The following is a 15,574-nucleotide window of genomic DNA, read 5'->3' on the forward strand; positions in this document are numbered from 1 at the left end:
GTCAACAAATCAACAATTGTAGAAGCGTGTTGTGCTTAATTATGCTTTTATCAACACTTGGGAGAGTGTGCGTTCGAGAGAGTTACTTTATTTTTATAGATATGAAGTGCTTTCAAGTTGAAGTATGGAAATGATTTAATCAATAAACCTATGGAGACGACTATGATTACGCGACTAATTGCAGGTACTGTATCGACTTTCATCGCTTTGTGTTTGATAGCTACAACGAATGTGGCTATTGCAGCAGACAAAACAAGTGCTGATATTGGTAAAAAGGAATTCTTGAATAACTGTGCTGTATGTCATGGTATAACGGGTAAAGGCGATGGTTCTTTTGTTGAATTATTAAAAAAGGCGCCATCTGATCTAACCCTAATCAGCAAACGCAATGGCGGCGTTTATCCCTTAATTAAAGTGTATAACCTAATATCAGGAGTCGACAGAATTGCTTCCCATGGAACGCTGGAAATGCCGATTTGGGGTGAACGATATAATCAAGAGATCGTTAAGGAAGTTGGGCCAATGAATACTGGACCAAGTCCATCAGTTCGTGAGCGAATTCTTGAATTGGTTTTCTATATCGGAACTCTTCAGCAAAACCCTTGAAGTTTGACATCCGAAACGACAGGAACACCATTGATAAATGATATGTGTGTTAGCGGTGTCACTGGAACTTTATCTCCGGGCAGTAGAATACCGACCAAATTTAACGGGTCCGCCGAAGAAATCGTAATCGATTGATCTACTTTGTTATTTTTGCGGGATTTTCGCAGTACATTGAGTGCTTCTGGTAAAGCAAACTGCTCACCGCTGACACCGTTTACAAAACGTCCTCCGCGTATTTCACCGCGCGCTTCCATGCGCCAGTAAACGCGCAATAAATCGCGCCATTGCGGTAGGTTATTTTCGCGTTCTAATACCTTGCGGAAGATAACGCCGTAACGATGCAGTAGCGTCCATGCGATGAATTCTATTTCATCCTGATTCAGTGAGGTTTGAGTTGTTTCTGTGTTGTTGATTTGTCTGATTAAACTCCAGCGACCGGCATTATCGAAAGGTGAAACTTTGGCGGTGCTTCTTCCGCGTCGTGCGTGAAATTTGGGACGTTTGGCTGAAGGCGTAATCAATGCACGTAAGCCTACGTAGGCATCTGATGTAACTAATCCCCAATTCACTAACTCGCCCAATGCATCTTCGACTTGAGTGCGCAAAATACCTGTGTGCTGAACAATGTCGAAGAAGAATAACGCACCATGATTGCGTAACGCTTCAGCTACTTTTTCTGCATAGGGGCTGAGTTTGTATTTGTCGGGTTTTCCTGCGAGTTGCTTCCATTGGGGAAGATGGCTTCGTTGCAATAATGCAATGGGAGTATTCCTCACAGGCGATTTTTTCTTGGTAAGTTTTTTACTTGAAGAGGCGACATTCAAGCGTAGCCAGTTAATTCTTCCAGAAATACAGAGACTATCTAGCATATCGATACTGAAATTTTTGATGCGCGCTGGCAATACGCCTTCTTGCCACGCAACCGCAGAAAGCGAAATACCTTCCAGTTGTTCGAGTACGTGGGCAAGGGATTCAGTGCCTTCGCCTTTATCCACCAAACCCTGCCAGTCAAATAAGAAGGACATATAGTTGGCGAGTGAAACGGGCTCAATTTCACGGCGTAGTCGAGAAATAGTATAGCGATGGATGCGTGCGAGCAGTCTACGCTCACACCATTCAACTTCGCTATTTTGTCGGGTGAAATGACCTTGAATAACAAAGCCTTCCTGTTCAAGCGCCAGTAAAACCTGATTGGTTTTATTTACATCGATTCCTAATGGTTGACCTAATTGCTCGGCAGTGACAGGACCGAGCCCTTCCAGCCTACTGCGTAAAATTTCTAGTAAAGGGTTCTCTGTAGAATAAGTGCCTGTAAGTGGGGGGGTGACATTTTGTTTGTTATTAGTAGATTCGAGGCTAGTTATTTCACGGTTTGATTCATGAATAACCGCCAGAAAGTCGTGTAACCGTTCAGCAGCAACCCATAAAATATCTGCATTACTATCGGAGTAATTTATCTTAATTTTATGCGCACGATGATCGTTGGCTAGCTCATCAAACATGTGTTGCCAGCCACAATTGCTAATCACATCGACAGCGCTATTCGATAATACCTTGCCTTGCTCAGTTTCGAGAATAAAACCCAATACCATCAGCGCATCGTGTAATTCATCGGCGGTGCGAACAATCGGCCAGGCTTCTTCACGAACTTTATCTATCGCTGCATTATCTAATTTGCGTAATGAGGCGGCATCCTCCGTGCTCATAAATGGCTGAGATTTAATCGCCATGGTGCGGCGTTCTTCAGCCTCACCATCGTCGAGGAATGCGTAGGGCTTAGCGGTAATCACTTCTTGTGAAAGCGGCGATGGAGAGGTTAAATCACAGCAGGTGATATTGATTTTGCCCGTTTCGATTTTCTGCAAGACTTCGATCAAACCATCTATATCCATGGTTTCGTTTAGGCAGTCTTTAATTGTTTGTTCTACCAAAGGATGATCAGGAATTTCGCGTTCACCAGCGATATTTTCCAGACAGGCAATCTGATCGGGAAACACCACGGCCATTAAATCTTCGGCATCAGAGCGCTGAAAGTAAGGGGGTGACCTTCGGCCAAAACGATTGCGTAAAACGGCTAATGAAATCGTCGCATTCCAGCGCCAGCGAGTCGGGAATACAGGCGCATCTAACATCGCCTGGATTAACACTTCACGCACCGTTTTTGAATTTAAATATCGTGCAACTTCCTCCATGGGGAAGCTATGGGTGGATGACAATGACAGCACAATACTGTCTTCCAGCGCGGCTGCTTGTAATTCGAAATTAAATTTACGGCAGAAGCGTTTTCGTAAAGCCAGACCCCATGCTTTATTGATGCGTGATCCAAAGGTGGAGTGAATCACGAAATGCATATCCCCCACTTCATCAAAGAAGCGTTCGAAAAGCACATTGCTTTGTGTAGGCAGTAATCCCAACGCCGCTTTGGCAGCTGCCAGATAAGCAACCAATTGTTCGGCAGCACTTCGTGATAAGTGATATTCAGCCCGCAAAAAAGCGATTGCGCATTCTTCGCTTTCGTCGAGTAATTCATCGACCGTTTCACGCAAGGCGGATACGGTTCCTGATAATTCATCGGTACGACCCAATGCATCACCCACCCAGAAAGGAATGTTAGGTGGTTGGCCATCTGCATCTTCGACAAACACTTTGCCAATTTCTGATTTTAAAATTCGATAAGAGCGATTACCCAATTGGAAAATATCTCCGGGCAGGCTTTCAAAGGCAAAATCTTCACCTACGCTTCCGATGCGATAACCTTCGGGTTGCAATACCACATCGCAATCGAATTGATCGGGAATTGCGCCGCCATTGGTCAGCGAAATAATACGCGCACTTTTACGCGGTCGAGCACGACGGTTGATGCCATCATAATGTATGTAGGCACCGCGTCTTCCGCGTCGCGTAGAAAAACCATCCGCTAGCATCTTTATAATGTCATCGAAGGTTTTTTGCGTAAGCTCGGCGTAGGGTAGTGCTTTTTTAAATGTCTGATAGAGTTCATCGACGTTCCATTCGCGCGCACTAACTTCAGCAACGATTTGTTGTGATAGAACATCCAGCGGTTGTTTGGGAATAATAACACGATCCAAATCATCCTGATTTGCGGCATGTAATAATGCGGTGGTTTCAACCAGCTCATCACGACTTAATGGAAATATACGACCCTTAGGCGTTGCGCCAATGGCATGACCTGAACGTCCAACGCGTTGTAAAAATGCGGCAATCGACCGAGGTGAGCCGAGTTGCACAACCAGATCAATATCACCAATATCGATACCTAATTCTAACGAGGCTGTGGCGACTAAGCATTTAAGATTACCTGCTTTCAGCCGTTGCTCAGCTTCGAGTCGTTTTTCTTTTGCCATACTGCCATGGTGCGCCATGACGTTTTCTTCGCCTATTCGATCAGCCATGCTTTTGGCAACGCGTTCGGCTAAGCGTCGGGTATTTACAAAGATCAGCACCGATTTATGCGTATTGGAAAAGTATTCAAGGCGCGCGTAAATCTCTTCCCAGACTTCATTCGACATCACCGCACTCAAGGGTGAGGCGGGCATTTCAATCGCAAGGTCGCGCTCGCGAGAATGACCTGTGTCGATAATCGCGCATTCCTCATCGCGATCACCGACTAGAAACTTAGCCATGGTTTCGATGGGTTTTTGTGTGGCGGATAAACCGATGCGTTGCAGATGAGATTCTGGATTGTGTTCCTTGGTGAGCGCTTCCAGTCTTTCTAATGAGAGCGTTAGGTGGGAACCACGTTTACTCCCTGCGATGGCGTGAATTTCGTCGATGATGACGGTTTGCACGGTGCTTAACATTTTTCTGCCAGACTCAGAAGTCAGCAGAATGTAGATCGATTCAGGCGTGGTGACGAGGATATGCGGCGGTGTGCGAATCGCTTTGGCGCGCTCTGCTTGAGGTGTGTCACCGGTTCTCACCCAGGCGCGGGCATCGACATCGTGTAAACCTAATTCTAATAGTGAATCACGGACGCCTTGCAACGGTTGTTGTAAGTTGATTTGAATATCATTGGAAAGGGCTTTTAATGGTGAGATATAAAGTACGCGGGTTTCATCTTCCAGCCCGCGTTCGAGCCCTTCTTTTATTAACTGGTCAATCGCTGATAAAAATGCGGCGAGCGTTTTACCCGAACCTGTTGGCGCTGCGAGTAATGTGTGTTTTCCCTGATTTATTGCAGACCACGATTGCTCCTGAACATCCGTTGCTGCTTTAAAGTTAGAATTAAACCAGCGGGTGATGGCCGGATGGAAACTAGGAGAACTCATTATATGATAATACGCTTTTTGTTCGCTTTTCTCCAGTCTGTAATTATTTTGCCCTTTTAACAGCTATTTAGCTGATCTATGTTCTGAAAAAACTCGCTAAAAGTGGGGGGGTGTATTGTAGAATAAAGAAATGAGCGAAACGCGACGTAAATGGCTGTATCAAGTATTAGAAAAAAGTCATAACAGTACTTTTGGGTATGTCATCAATATCAGTTTGATGGTGTTGATTTTTTTGAATGTGGTCAGCATTGTTGCGGCTTCTGAGCAGAGTATTCATGATAAGTACGCCGTGTTTTTTCGCTGGATGGATTTGTTTGCATTGGTGGTTTTCACCATTGAATATTTTATGCGTATCTGGGTATCTATCGAAAGAGAATCGAAAGATGAACGTCGCCCGATAATGACTCGTCTACGCTATATGATTACCCCAATGGCATTGGTGGATTTATTGGCGATATTACCGTCTTATTTACTTTTCCTCGGTCACGATTTTCTTATTTTAAGGGCATTGCGATTAATCAGAGTGTTTAAGTTGACGCGTTATTCGCGGTCGATGGAATTGCTCACCACTGTTTTTAAACAAGAAGCCGAGACGATTCTTTCGGCAATATTCGTGTTGATGATTCTTATTGTGATTTCAGCATCGGGTATCCATATTGTTGAAGGAAAAATTCAACCAGAAGAATTCGGAAGTATTCCAAGGGCTTTGTGGTGGGCAACGGTTACATTGACGACGGTAGGTTATGGTGATGTCGTTCCGGTAACCGGAATAGGGCGTGCGCTTGGTATATTAATAGTGATTACGGGTGTTGGTATGGCTGCGTTACCTGCAGGTATATTGGCTGCTGGTTTTACATCGGAAGTGACGCGCAGGCGAGAGCATTTTAAAACCGCGCTGATGGTTTGGGTAGAAGATGGCACTTTTAGTAAACATGAAAATTCCGAATTTATTGAGTTGAGATTGAATCTCGGCATATCTAGAACAGATGCAGCCATCATGCTACGCGAAGCCAGAGCAATAAATAAACGGAATAAAGTTAAAAAAAATAACACCAGTGTCAACGTCTGCCCCAATTGCGGATTTGATCACAATGAACATGCTGCTGAAGCAGCTAAAGAAAATGCGATTAGCAAAGATAGAGAATAATTAAATGAAAAGAGCGGAACAATTACAAGACTTGTCGAGAGAGCATCATGGATCATTGGTGATGGCTAAACGCATTGCTGAGGTTGCTGAGTCTGGAGATGAAGCAGCCATTGCGGAGGCGATCGAAAAGGTTAAAGATTACTACGAAAATGAGCTAGAAGTGCATTTTCAGCACGAAGAGCGAACCATTTTCGCCCCGATCTTTAAAGAGTATAGAGAGCATATTGGCATCGCTACACAGCTATTAAAAGAGCATGGTGCAATGCGAATGTTAATGCCAAAACTTCATGTGGCCAGTGCAAGAGAAGATCTGGCGGAGTTTGCAAGTATGCTAAAAAATCACACACGTATTGAAGAAAGAGAGTTGTTCCCGATTGTGGAATCAATCTTTAGTGATGAGCAGCTGGATGCGATCCTGAATTTTGTGCCTTTAGATTAATCATAAAAAAACCTCCCCAAAGTGGGGAGGTGGCTATCTGTTTTTTTATACTGTTTACACGAATGGAATCGTTTAGTGAATTAAGCCTTTTTCATGTAAGAGGCGCGAAGTACGATACGAGTACCATTAATGCGCCCTTCGATTTGTGAGGTGTCATCAGTAAGCGATATGCCTTTTACCAAGGTGCCGCGTTTTGCGGTGAAGTTTGCGCCTTGAATCACTAAATCTTTAACCAATGTGACAGAGTCACCATTATTTAATGCTGTTCCGTTAACATCCAAGGTTGGTTCATCATTATCTGCGCCTGGACCAACACCTGCCATTGCCCACTTTTTTGTCTCGTCTTCTAAATACATCATATCTAAAAGGTCTTGCGGCCAACCTTCACTTTTCAGGCTATTAAGCAGTCTCCATGCCATCACTTGAACGGCTGGTATCTGACTCCACATGCTGTCATTCAAACAACGCCAGTGGTTTGCATCCATGCTGGATGGGTCTTCAATTTGGGATTTACAGGTTTCGCAAATTAAGATGCTGGTATCAACTGTCGGGTTGGTTTCCGGTGGTACTACAAAAACACTCAGATCATTTTCTGCCGAGCATAGTTCGCATTTGCTTTCACTTCGGTCTTTTAGGGATTGTTCTAGGCTCATCTCTCTCTTCTCGCAATAGTAATCTGTTTTTGGGTGATGCTAAAAAAAACGGGATTATGCCACAGATGAAGAATCAGATGTTTAGGATTTTGGGCGCCAGATAATGGATTCGAGAGACCAGCCTTGTAAAACATCTGCAGGTGGAATTTTGCCTGTAACCGGGTTATCCCACTTGCCATTAAAGACATAGAGAATATTTGGTGTATTCGGAGCGTAGCACAGTACTTTTCCAGACATATCAGAATAGCCTGCCTGGCATTGCTCATTTTGACCGTAGGTATACACTTTATTGTAGAGTGTCCCAAGATGATGACCTAGGCTGTTCTGGATAATGTTGTCTTCAATAATCACTGAGTAAATGTTTTTGTGTGCCGCATCAGGGATGATATTCAATATGGTTTTTACGCCTTCTGAAATGCGTATTGCCGGAAATGGATTACCATCCTGAAAATTGACCTCTTCAACAACACTGTAATCGCTAAATGCCAAGGTCATCTGGTGCATATTGAATGATGTAGTGGCATTGATGGGACCAATACCATCTGCAGATAAGATTATGGTTTTATCTTCCACAGCTGCTGTGGTGTCTTGTTTGGCATCATCATTATCACAAGCTGTTAAGCCTAAAGATAAAATAAGGGTGAATAAGAACACTGATAACGTATTTTTAGATACGTTTAGTACTGCATTTTCCATAATAAATTTTTATCCATATATAGTTGCCTAACTATTGAGCATTCTCTCATAAAGCAATTACGAGAACAATCAGGCGAGAGTGTATATGGGGGACTTGATTGAGGATAAGTTCGATAATTTTGAACTTTCTTCGATGTCTGCTAACTAAAGGGTTTGATGTTATTTACACAATTGTTATTTTTTATATATTTCTATTGTTAGAAATGCATAAAAAATAAGCGAAAGAAAGTTTAAATTAAGCTTTATTAGCAAATCATCTTTTGCTAATATGCGCCGAAATTGGCACTTATCCCCCCTTTTGGAGTGTCAGAACGAGGAAGAAATTAAGATGTTTACTAATAAACCCCTTAGCGTTTATGGATTAACGCTAGCTGTGCTATTGAGTTTTGTATTCTCAATGTCAGCAAATGCAAGCCCACGGAATAAGAACAGCGTTATCACTAAAACGAAAACTGCTGAAGAAACCAGGCAGTTACAACTAGCATATAAAGCGTTGATTGCAGAGTTTGATAAAAAAGCAGCTTCTGTCAAAGCGAAATATTCATCAGAAAAGAACAGTGGTAAAGCCAAGTTAGTTAAAGCGTCTTTAACGGCGGCTAACTACTCTGATTATGATAAAAGCCTACATGTGACTGCTACTGCATACACTTCTCATGCTGATCAAACAGATAGCACCCCTAATATTGCTGCATGGGGAGATAGATTGAAGCCCGGTATGAAAGCAATTGCGGTATCTCGTGATCTTTTAAAAGTACACGGATTAAAGCATAAGCAAAAAGTGAGAATCAAAGGCCTGGAAGGCGAATACGTTGTGCTAGATAAAATGAACAAGCGCTGGCGCAAGAAAATCGATATTTATATGGGTATGAACAAACGTAAGGCATTTAAATGGGGTCGTCGAAAAGTAGAAATACTTTGGAACCAAATCTAATTTATACCCTCTAACGTTTAAAGAACATCCCCTTTGGCCTGCAACTTAGCAGGCTTTTTTTATGCCTGTTTTTAAGACAATGATTATTATCGTTTTTAGATTACTGGTATTTGCCCATAATTCTCAAGTTAATGGAATAGATTGTTGGCAATTATGAGTAAAATATTTAGCCCAAGAATCGCAACTAACGGTGATAAATCCATCATGCCTACAAGTGGAACAACTTTACGAATAGGTCTTAAAATAGGGTTAGTCAGGCTATTAATTAATGGTACCAATGGGTTGCCTTGAGCGTTTCCTACCCAGCTCAATACCGCCTGGATAATAAGAGCAATGATGTAAATCCATATTATGGTTTTTACCAATTCTCCCAAGGCAAACAGTAAGGTTTCAGGGAACATAATTGCACCCTTACTAATCAGAAACAGTAAACTTAGCTTTATCCAGGTTAACGCGTAAGCCAAAACAACCGCAGATGTGTCGACACTTCCGAATGACGGAATGAAACGTCTGAGTGGCACTAACACAGGGTTTGTTATTTTTACCAAAAACTGTGAGAAAGGGTTATGAAAGCTCGCGCGCGCAAAGCCCAGCAGTAGACGAATCACCACCGCACCGATATATAAAGAAAAAACGGTTTCTATTAAAAAGATAACGATTTGAGAGACGACTGAAAGTCCTAATATTGATAAACCTAACACTGATAACTTCTCCAGTTATTATTGGGTGATAATGTAAAAAAGGGAAAAAAGGCCCCAAAGTAGGGGGGTGGCTTTTTATATTTTACTTAATTCTTTCGAGCGAATTGCAGCTGCAACCAATGCTTCTTCAAAGATGCTAGGTAAGCCGCCATCTACAAGCTTTTTTAACGCTGCCTCGGTGGTTCCACCTTTTGATGTGACTCTTTGACGTAACACAGATGCATCATCGCTACTTTCTAAAGCTAGTTTAGCCGCCCCAAACGCAGTTTGTAAGACCAGTAAGCGGGCGTCTTCAGCGCTTAATCCCATTTTTTGCGCGGCTTCCTGCATTGATTCCATAACCAGGAAAAAATATGCCGGACCGCTACCAGATACAGCAGTAACCGTATCCATTAAACCTTCATTACCTAACCAAAGTGTACTTCCGACTGAGCGCATAATGCTTTCAGCCAGATTCTTTTGCTCTTCTGAAACTTGTTCATTTGCAAAAAGCCCTGTCATTCCAGACTGCACCAGCGAAGGTGTATTTGGCATACAGCGAACAACCGCGGGAGAATAACCTCCTAACCACTTTTCAAGATTTTCTAAATTAATGCCTGCCGCGATAGAAATAACCAAGGGATTTTGAGCCTCAAAGACTTCTGCGAGTGGTTCGCACACCATCTGCATAATCTGAGGTTTAACCGCAAGAACAACAACATCCGCACCATCAATAGCTTCGGCGTTATTTACATAAGAGTTTATAGCTGCCCAGTTTGCAGTAATCCCCGTCAATTGTTCTTCATTAGGGTCTGAAATACGAATGTTATGCTTACTGCCGTCTTGAACTAAACCTGCTATTAGATTGCGAGACATGTTTCCCGCACCAATAAAAGTAATCGTTTTTCCCATGCTATTAAGTAATCCCTGTGTGAATGTATTTTAGTATTCGCGTTGACCAAAAATGGCTGTGCCTATTCTAACCATGGTCGAGCCACCTGCAATAGCGGCTTCTATATCATTACTCATACCCATTGAAAGTGTATCAAGCTCTATCCCTAGTTCAAGGCTTAGTGCCTCTTTTATGGCACTGACTTTAGCAAATACGTCGAGTTGTTTGTCGAAGTCATCTTCAGGAGCGGGAATAACCATCAAGCCTCTAAGAGTCAAATGAGGCAGTTTGATAATTTCTTTCGCTACATTTGTTACTTCATCTATTGAAAGACCAGATTTACTCTCTTCTCCGCTGATATTCAATTGAATGCAAACAGAGAGTGGGTCTAGGTTTTCTGGGCGTTGATCATTCAGTCTTTGCGCTATCTTCAGGCGATCAATAGTGTGAACCCAGTCTGCAATTTCAGCGATTTTTTTGGTCTTATTGGATTGTAACGGACCTATAAAGTGCCATTCGATATCTAAGTCAGATAACTCCTGATATTTATCCCAGAGTTCTTGTACGTAATTCTCGCCGAATGCTCTTTGGCCGCATTCATAAGCTTCTCGTATTTTGGTGCTGTCGTGCTTTTTACTTACGGCGAGTAGTTTGACTGAATTTTCTGCACGATTATATTGCAGTGAATACTTTTTCAGTTTTGCACCGATTGTCTGGAGATTGTCACTTATTTGAGTCATATATGATAAATTTATGGCGTAAATGTCAGTAGTAATAGTTTTTGGCACTGGGGATAGTGCCCTAACTAGCATCTAAATAACAATGGAAACGATGTTATTAGAATAAAAGAATTTAAATACTGACTCCAATAATTAATAACAATAAATAAAAGTAGTCATTTATGGATATTACACAGTTACTCGCTTTCTCGGTAAAAAACAAAGCATCAGATTTACATATTTCAGCAGGGGAGCCACCGATTATTCGTGTCGATGGCGATATGCGTCGAGTCAACATGCCTGAGCTAGAGCACAAAGAAGTGCATAGTATGGTGTACGACATCATGAATGATAAACAGCGTAAAGCTTACGAGGAAAATTGGGAAACTGACTTCTCGTTTGAAATTCCCGGTGTGGCTCGTTTTCGTGTAAACGCATTTAATCAGAATCGTGGTGCAGCAGCGGTATTTCGTACCATCCCTAGTAAAGTACTTTCGCTAGAAGACCTAGATGCTCCGGCAATCTTCAAGAAGATTTCTGATAAGCCTCGTGGATTGGTATTGGTTACAGGACCAACAGGTTCTGGTAAATCGACTACGCTGGCAGCAATGATTGACTACAAGAATGAAACCGATCACGGTCACATTCTAACGATCGAAGACCCAATAGAATTTGTTCACAACAGTAAAAAGAGTTTGGTAAACCAGCGTGAAGTTCACCGTGATACACAAAGTTTTGATGCATCACTTAGATCTGCACTTCGTGAAGATCCAGATACTATTCTGGTTGGTGAGATGCGTGACCTTGAAACGATTCGTTTGGCGCTAACAGCGGCAGAAACAGGTCACTTGGTATTCGGAACACTACATACAACCAGTGCGCCTAAAACCATTGACCGTATTGTTGATGTTTTCCCAGCTGCAGAAAAAGACATGGTGAGATCAATGATTTCTTCATCGTTACAGGCAATCATCTCACAAACACTACTAAAACGTGTTCAGGGTGGTCGAGTAGCGGCACATGAAATATTGATTGGTACTAACGCAATTCGCAGCATGATTAAAGAAAACAAGCTGGCACAGATGCGTTCTGCCCTTCAAACAGGTGCGGCAGACGGTATGCAGACACTGGATCAAAGTCTACAGAAGTTAATGACCTTGGGTCATATCTCTCGTGATGTTGCTATGAAGAAGGCAGATAATCCACAAGCGATTATGGAACGAAGCTAATTTATTAGCCAAGCGGATAAAAGTCTGCATAAGAATGGCTTGTTGATACAAAAGCAATCACATTAAGAATAATAACGATTATAAAAGTGAAGAATAAAAATGGATAAAGAAAGCGCGATAAGTTACGTCCACCAGTTGTTAGATTCGACTCTGGATAAGAATGCATCTGACTTGTTTATTACTTCGATGGCTGCCCCATCAATTAAAGTTGATGGTCAAATGAAGCCTCTGTCGAACCAGAAGCTGAATGCAGAGCAGGCAGGTTTTATTGTTCGTTCGATTTTAAATGATAAGCAATTGAAAGAATTCGAAGAGCACATGGAGTGTAACTTCGCGATTAGCTTGCCAGGTAAAGCCCGTTTTCGTGTGAATACATTTACACAACGTGGTGCGCCAGGCATGGTTTTACGACATATCCCTGATTATATTCCTTCGTTTAAAGAGTTAGTGCTACCCCCTGTTTTGAAAGACATTGCGATGACAAAACGTGGTTTGGTTATCATGGTGGGTGCGACAGGTTCTGGTAAATCTACCAGCCTGGCTTCGATGATCGACTATAGAAATAAAAACTCAATGGGTCACATTGTTACGATTGAAGACCCGATTGAATTCACTCACGAGCATCATCAGTGCTTAGTGACTCAACGTGAAGTGGGTGTTGATACAGATAGCTATGAAATAGCGATGAAAAACACCTTAAGACAAGCGCCAGACGTTATTCTGCTAGGTGAGGTAAGAGATAGAGAAACCATGGAGTATGCGATCGCTTACGCAGAAACGGGACATCTATGTTTGACCACATTGCATGCAAACAGTACCAACCAGGCACTTGATAGAATTATCAACTTCTTCCCGGAAGAACGTCGTGATCAATTGCTTATGGATTTGTCATTAAACCTCAAAGGTGTGGTATCACAACGTTTGGTAAGAAAAATTAAAGACAATGGTCGTTTACCTGCTGTAGAAGTGATGTTGAATACACCGATGATGGCCGACTTGATTTATAAAGGTGATATTCCAGCGATTAAAGAATTAATTGCTAAGTCTAACCAGTTGGGTATGTGTACTTTCGATCAGGCGCTATTCCGCTTAATTGATGCCGGTATGATTACGGTTAAAGAAGGGTTACGCAATGCCGATTCGGTGAATGATTTACGTCTTCAGTTGAAGTTGAATAGCCGTCAGGCGAAGAAAGGTGATTTCTTTAAAGGTACTGAGTCACTTGCGATGGAAACATTGGACGAGTACACACCTAAGCTGTAATAAACCTTAGGGCTTAAGACAGTAGCGTTACTAGAATCGTTAATAAAAAAATAACTAATAAAAAATTACATTGATTGATCTTTCAAGGCTGAAAACATTATGAAACTAATCCCCTATCTAGAGCTCATGGTCAAAAGAGAGGCTTCTGACTTGTACTTAACTACAGGTGCCTTTGCTTCTATCAAAGTCATGGGAAGCCTTGAGAGCATCTCAAAAAATAAATTGATGCCTGGCGTTATCGCCGCATTTGCCAAAGAGTTGTTATCCGATAAAGAATGGGCCGTTTTTCATCGAACCAAAGAGATGAATAAAGGTGTTTCGGTCAGAGACCTAGGTCGCTTCCGAGTCAATGTCTACTTTCAGCGTGGCGAAGTATCGATGGTTATTCGTTATGTAAGATCAGATATTCTGGCTCCTGAAGCCTTGGGATTACCGGAAGTTTTAAAAGATTTGGTGATGAAAAAAGAAGGTTTATTCTTATTCGTAGGTTCTACGGGTGCGGGTAAATCAACATCGATGTCATCACTGATTCAATACAGAAATCAACGTGCTTCGGGGCATATTCTAACCATTGAAGATCCTATCGAATTTACTTACCGTCACGATAAATCCATTATCGGACAGCGCGAAGTAGGGTTTGATACGCACTCTTACGAGAACGCCATGCGAGAAGCCATGCGTGAAGCACCTGATGTCATTATGGTAGGTGAGATTAGAAGTACTGCAACCGTAGAAGCAGCGATGGGTTTTGCCGATACTGGTCACCTCGTTATCAGTACACTGCATGCAACAAACTCGATTCAGGCACTGGAACGTTTGATTTACTTGCTGCCTGCTGATCAAAAAGACCGTGTGTTAATGGATCTATCTTTGAACCTGAATGCGATCATTGCGCAGCGTCTTATTCCAAGTCTGGATGGTCGATATGCGCTTGCTACTGAAGTGTTGGTGAATTCACCGTTTTCAGCAGAAGTTATTCGAAAAGGACGTATGCAAGAGCTTAAAGATATCATCGAGAAAGGTGGCGCGGATGGTATGCACACCTTCGACCAGTCACTTGCTGAGTTATTTAAAGCGGGTAAAATATCTCGTGAAAATGCACTTGAACATGCGAGTTCTAAAAACAACCTTGAATGGATGCTTAGCTTTGACGGTAAAGCCGAAGAGCAGAATGAGCGTTCCATCAATAGTAAACCTGTATTATCTGGGGCCTTACCAGAGATTTCTTAAACCATTCTTTACTGAGCCTTCTTTGGATTCACTCTCAAGAAGGCTCTTTTCTCTTTGCTCTTAAAAAATACCACTTACTCAACAAACACCACTTACTCAACAAACACCATTAAAGAAACTTTTATTGAGAAATAAAGGTTTACTATCTATAGTAATAGCTCGCTTAATTTCTTTTATACAAAGTACGAGGAGCCTTACTTGAATATCAATGACTTGCTTTTTGATAAAAATAATACAGATGCCATTTCGGAATTTGCCAATAATTTTGGTGTCAATGAATCTGAAGCCAAAGACGCAATCTCATCTTTAGCAGACTCTCTTTCCCGCGGTCTCGGAGCAAATACACAAGAGGTTAAAGGCCTTGATAGCTTGATGGAGGCTTTAGAGAAAGGAAACCATTCCCGTTACCTGGATGACCCTTCTTTATTGGGTAAGAAAGAAACGACTCAAGAAGGAAACGACATCCTCGGTCATATTTTTGGCGATAAAGATGTTAGCCGTCATGTGGCGAAACGTTCATCGAAAGAAACAGGACTAGGAAGTAGTTTATTGAAGAAGATGTTGCCTGTTGTAGCAACAATGGTAATGGCTTCTTTAGGCAAGAAGATGCTTGGTGGTAGTAAAACTGCGCCATCTAGACAGGAATCTTCAGGCTTTCTGACTAATTTACTCGATGCCGATAAAGACGGTTCTATGATAGATGATGTTTTAGGTATGGCGTTTAAAGCATTTATGGCACGTTAAAAAGTACCTGATTCTGCATAAATTCTATATACATTTTCGAATAACAAAAACGTAAT

General features: G+C 42.1%; 14 protein-coding genes. 8 read left to right on the forward strand and 6 right to left on the reverse strand.

Annotation, left to right across the window (positions count from 1 at the left end; all coding sequences use genetic code 11):
* Positions 1–162: 162 nt before the first annotated feature.
* Positions 163–606, forward strand: a complete 444-nt coding sequence (locus OO007_RS05125; protein ID WP_325807979.1) for a c-type cytochrome — start codon at positions 163–165, stop codon at positions 604–606.
* Here OO007_RS05125 and OO007_RS05130 read toward each other — a convergent pair.
* Positions 591–4,895, reverse strand: a complete 4,305-nt coding sequence (locus OO007_RS05130; RefSeq protein WP_325807980.1) for a DEAD/DEAH box helicase — start codon at positions 4,893–4,895, stop codon at positions 591–593. The genes OO007_RS05125 and OO007_RS05130 overlap by 16 nt on opposite strands.
* Positions 4,896–5,025: 130 nt before the next feature.
* Between OO007_RS05130 and OO007_RS05135 the strand changes: the two genes are divergently transcribed.
* Together OO007_RS05135 and OO007_RS05140 are read left to right on the forward strand one after the other, a co-directional pair.
* Positions 5,026–6,042, forward strand: coding sequence for an ion transporter (locus tag OO007_RS05135; protein WP_131904922.1), 1,017 nt, complete (start codon positions 5,026–5,028; stop codon positions 6,040–6,042).
* Positions 6,043–6,046: 4 nt separating this feature from the next.
* Complete coding sequence (locus tag OO007_RS05140) at positions 6,047–6,481, forward strand: hemerythrin domain-containing protein (protein WP_325807981.1); 435 nt, start codon at positions 6,047–6,049, stop codon at positions 6,479–6,481.
* Positions 6,482–6,561: 80 nt separating this feature from the next.
* Here OO007_RS05140 and OO007_RS05145 read toward each other — a convergent pair whose 3' ends face one another.
* Positions 6,562–7,134 carry an alkylphosphonate utilization protein gene (locus OO007_RS05145; protein ID WP_325807982.1) on the reverse strand — a complete coding sequence of 191 codons (573 nt, stop codon included), beginning with the start codon at positions 7,132–7,134 and terminating at the stop codon, positions 6,562–6,564.
* An 81-nt stretch (positions 7,135–7,215) separates the two neighbouring features.
* Positions 7,216–7,830, reverse strand: a complete 615-nt coding sequence (locus OO007_RS05150; protein ID WP_131904925.1) for a DUF1131 family protein — start codon at positions 7,828–7,830, stop codon at positions 7,216–7,218.
* Positions 7,831–8,158: 328 nt separating this feature from the next.
* On the opposite strand from OO007_RS05150, the gene OO007_RS05155 reads away from it, so the two are divergent.
* Positions 8,159–8,761 carry a 3D domain-containing protein gene (locus tag OO007_RS05155; protein WP_325807983.1) on the forward strand — a complete coding sequence of 201 codons (603 nt, stop codon included), beginning with the start codon at positions 8,159–8,161 and terminating at the stop codon, positions 8,759–8,761.
* Between the two features lie 128 nt (positions 8,762–8,889).
* Here the strand turns inward: OO007_RS05155 and OO007_RS05160 are convergent, their stop codons facing one another.
* The 3 genes from OO007_RS05160 to OO007_RS05170 form a co-directional block, all read right to left on the reverse strand.
* A complete protein-coding gene (locus OO007_RS05160) occupies positions 8,890–9,462 on the reverse strand; it encodes a YggT family protein (protein ID WP_243651483.1) in 573 nt (190 codons plus the stop codon).
* 75 nt (positions 9,463–9,537) lie between these two features.
* Positions 9,538–10,353, reverse strand: a complete 816-nt coding sequence (gene proC, locus OO007_RS05165; protein WP_325807984.1) for a pyrroline-5-carboxylate reductase — start codon at positions 10,351–10,353, stop codon at positions 9,538–9,540.
* 30 nt (positions 10,354–10,383) lie between these two features.
* Positions 10,384–11,073 carry a YggS family pyridoxal phosphate-dependent enzyme gene (locus OO007_RS05170; protein WP_325807985.1) on the reverse strand — a complete coding sequence of 230 codons (690 nt, stop codon included), beginning with the start codon at positions 11,071–11,073 and terminating at the stop codon, positions 10,384–10,386.
* 161 nt (positions 11,074–11,234) lie between these two features.
* On the opposite strand from OO007_RS05170, the gene OO007_RS05175 reads away from it, so the two are divergent.
* The 4 genes from OO007_RS05175 (at position 11,235) to OO007_RS05190 (ending at position 15,518) form a co-directional block, all read left to right on the forward strand.
* Positions 11,235–12,281 carry a type IV pilus twitching motility protein PilT gene (locus OO007_RS05175; protein WP_131904928.1) on the forward strand — a complete coding sequence of 349 codons (1,047 nt, stop codon included), beginning with the start codon at positions 11,235–11,237 and terminating at the stop codon, positions 12,279–12,281.
* Between the two features lie 99 nt (positions 12,282–12,380).
* Positions 12,381–13,544 (forward strand): PilT/PilU family type 4a pilus ATPase, encoded by a 1,164-nt coding sequence (locus OO007_RS05180; RefSeq protein WP_325807986.1) that lies wholly within the window; start codon positions 12,381–12,383, stop codon positions 13,542–13,544.
* A gap of 99 nt (positions 13,545–13,643) precedes the next feature.
* Positions 13,644–14,774 carry a PilT/PilU family type 4a pilus ATPase gene (locus OO007_RS05185; protein WP_131904930.1) on the forward strand — a complete coding sequence of 377 codons (1,131 nt, stop codon included), beginning with the start codon at positions 13,644–13,646 and terminating at the stop codon, positions 14,772–14,774.
* A 198-nt stretch (positions 14,775–14,972) separates the two neighbouring features.
* Entirely contained in the window at positions 14,973–15,518 is a 546-nt protein-coding gene (locus OO007_RS05190; protein WP_165874629.1) for a DUF937 domain-containing protein, read from the forward strand.
* Positions 15,519–15,574: the final 56 nt, after the last annotated feature.

It is taken from the genome of Cocleimonas sp. KMM 6892 (genome assembly GCF_035798195.1).
In the GTDB taxonomy this organism is placed as follows: Bacteria; Pseudomonadota; Gammaproteobacteria; order Thiotrichales; family Thiotrichaceae; genus Cocleimonas; species Cocleimonas flava.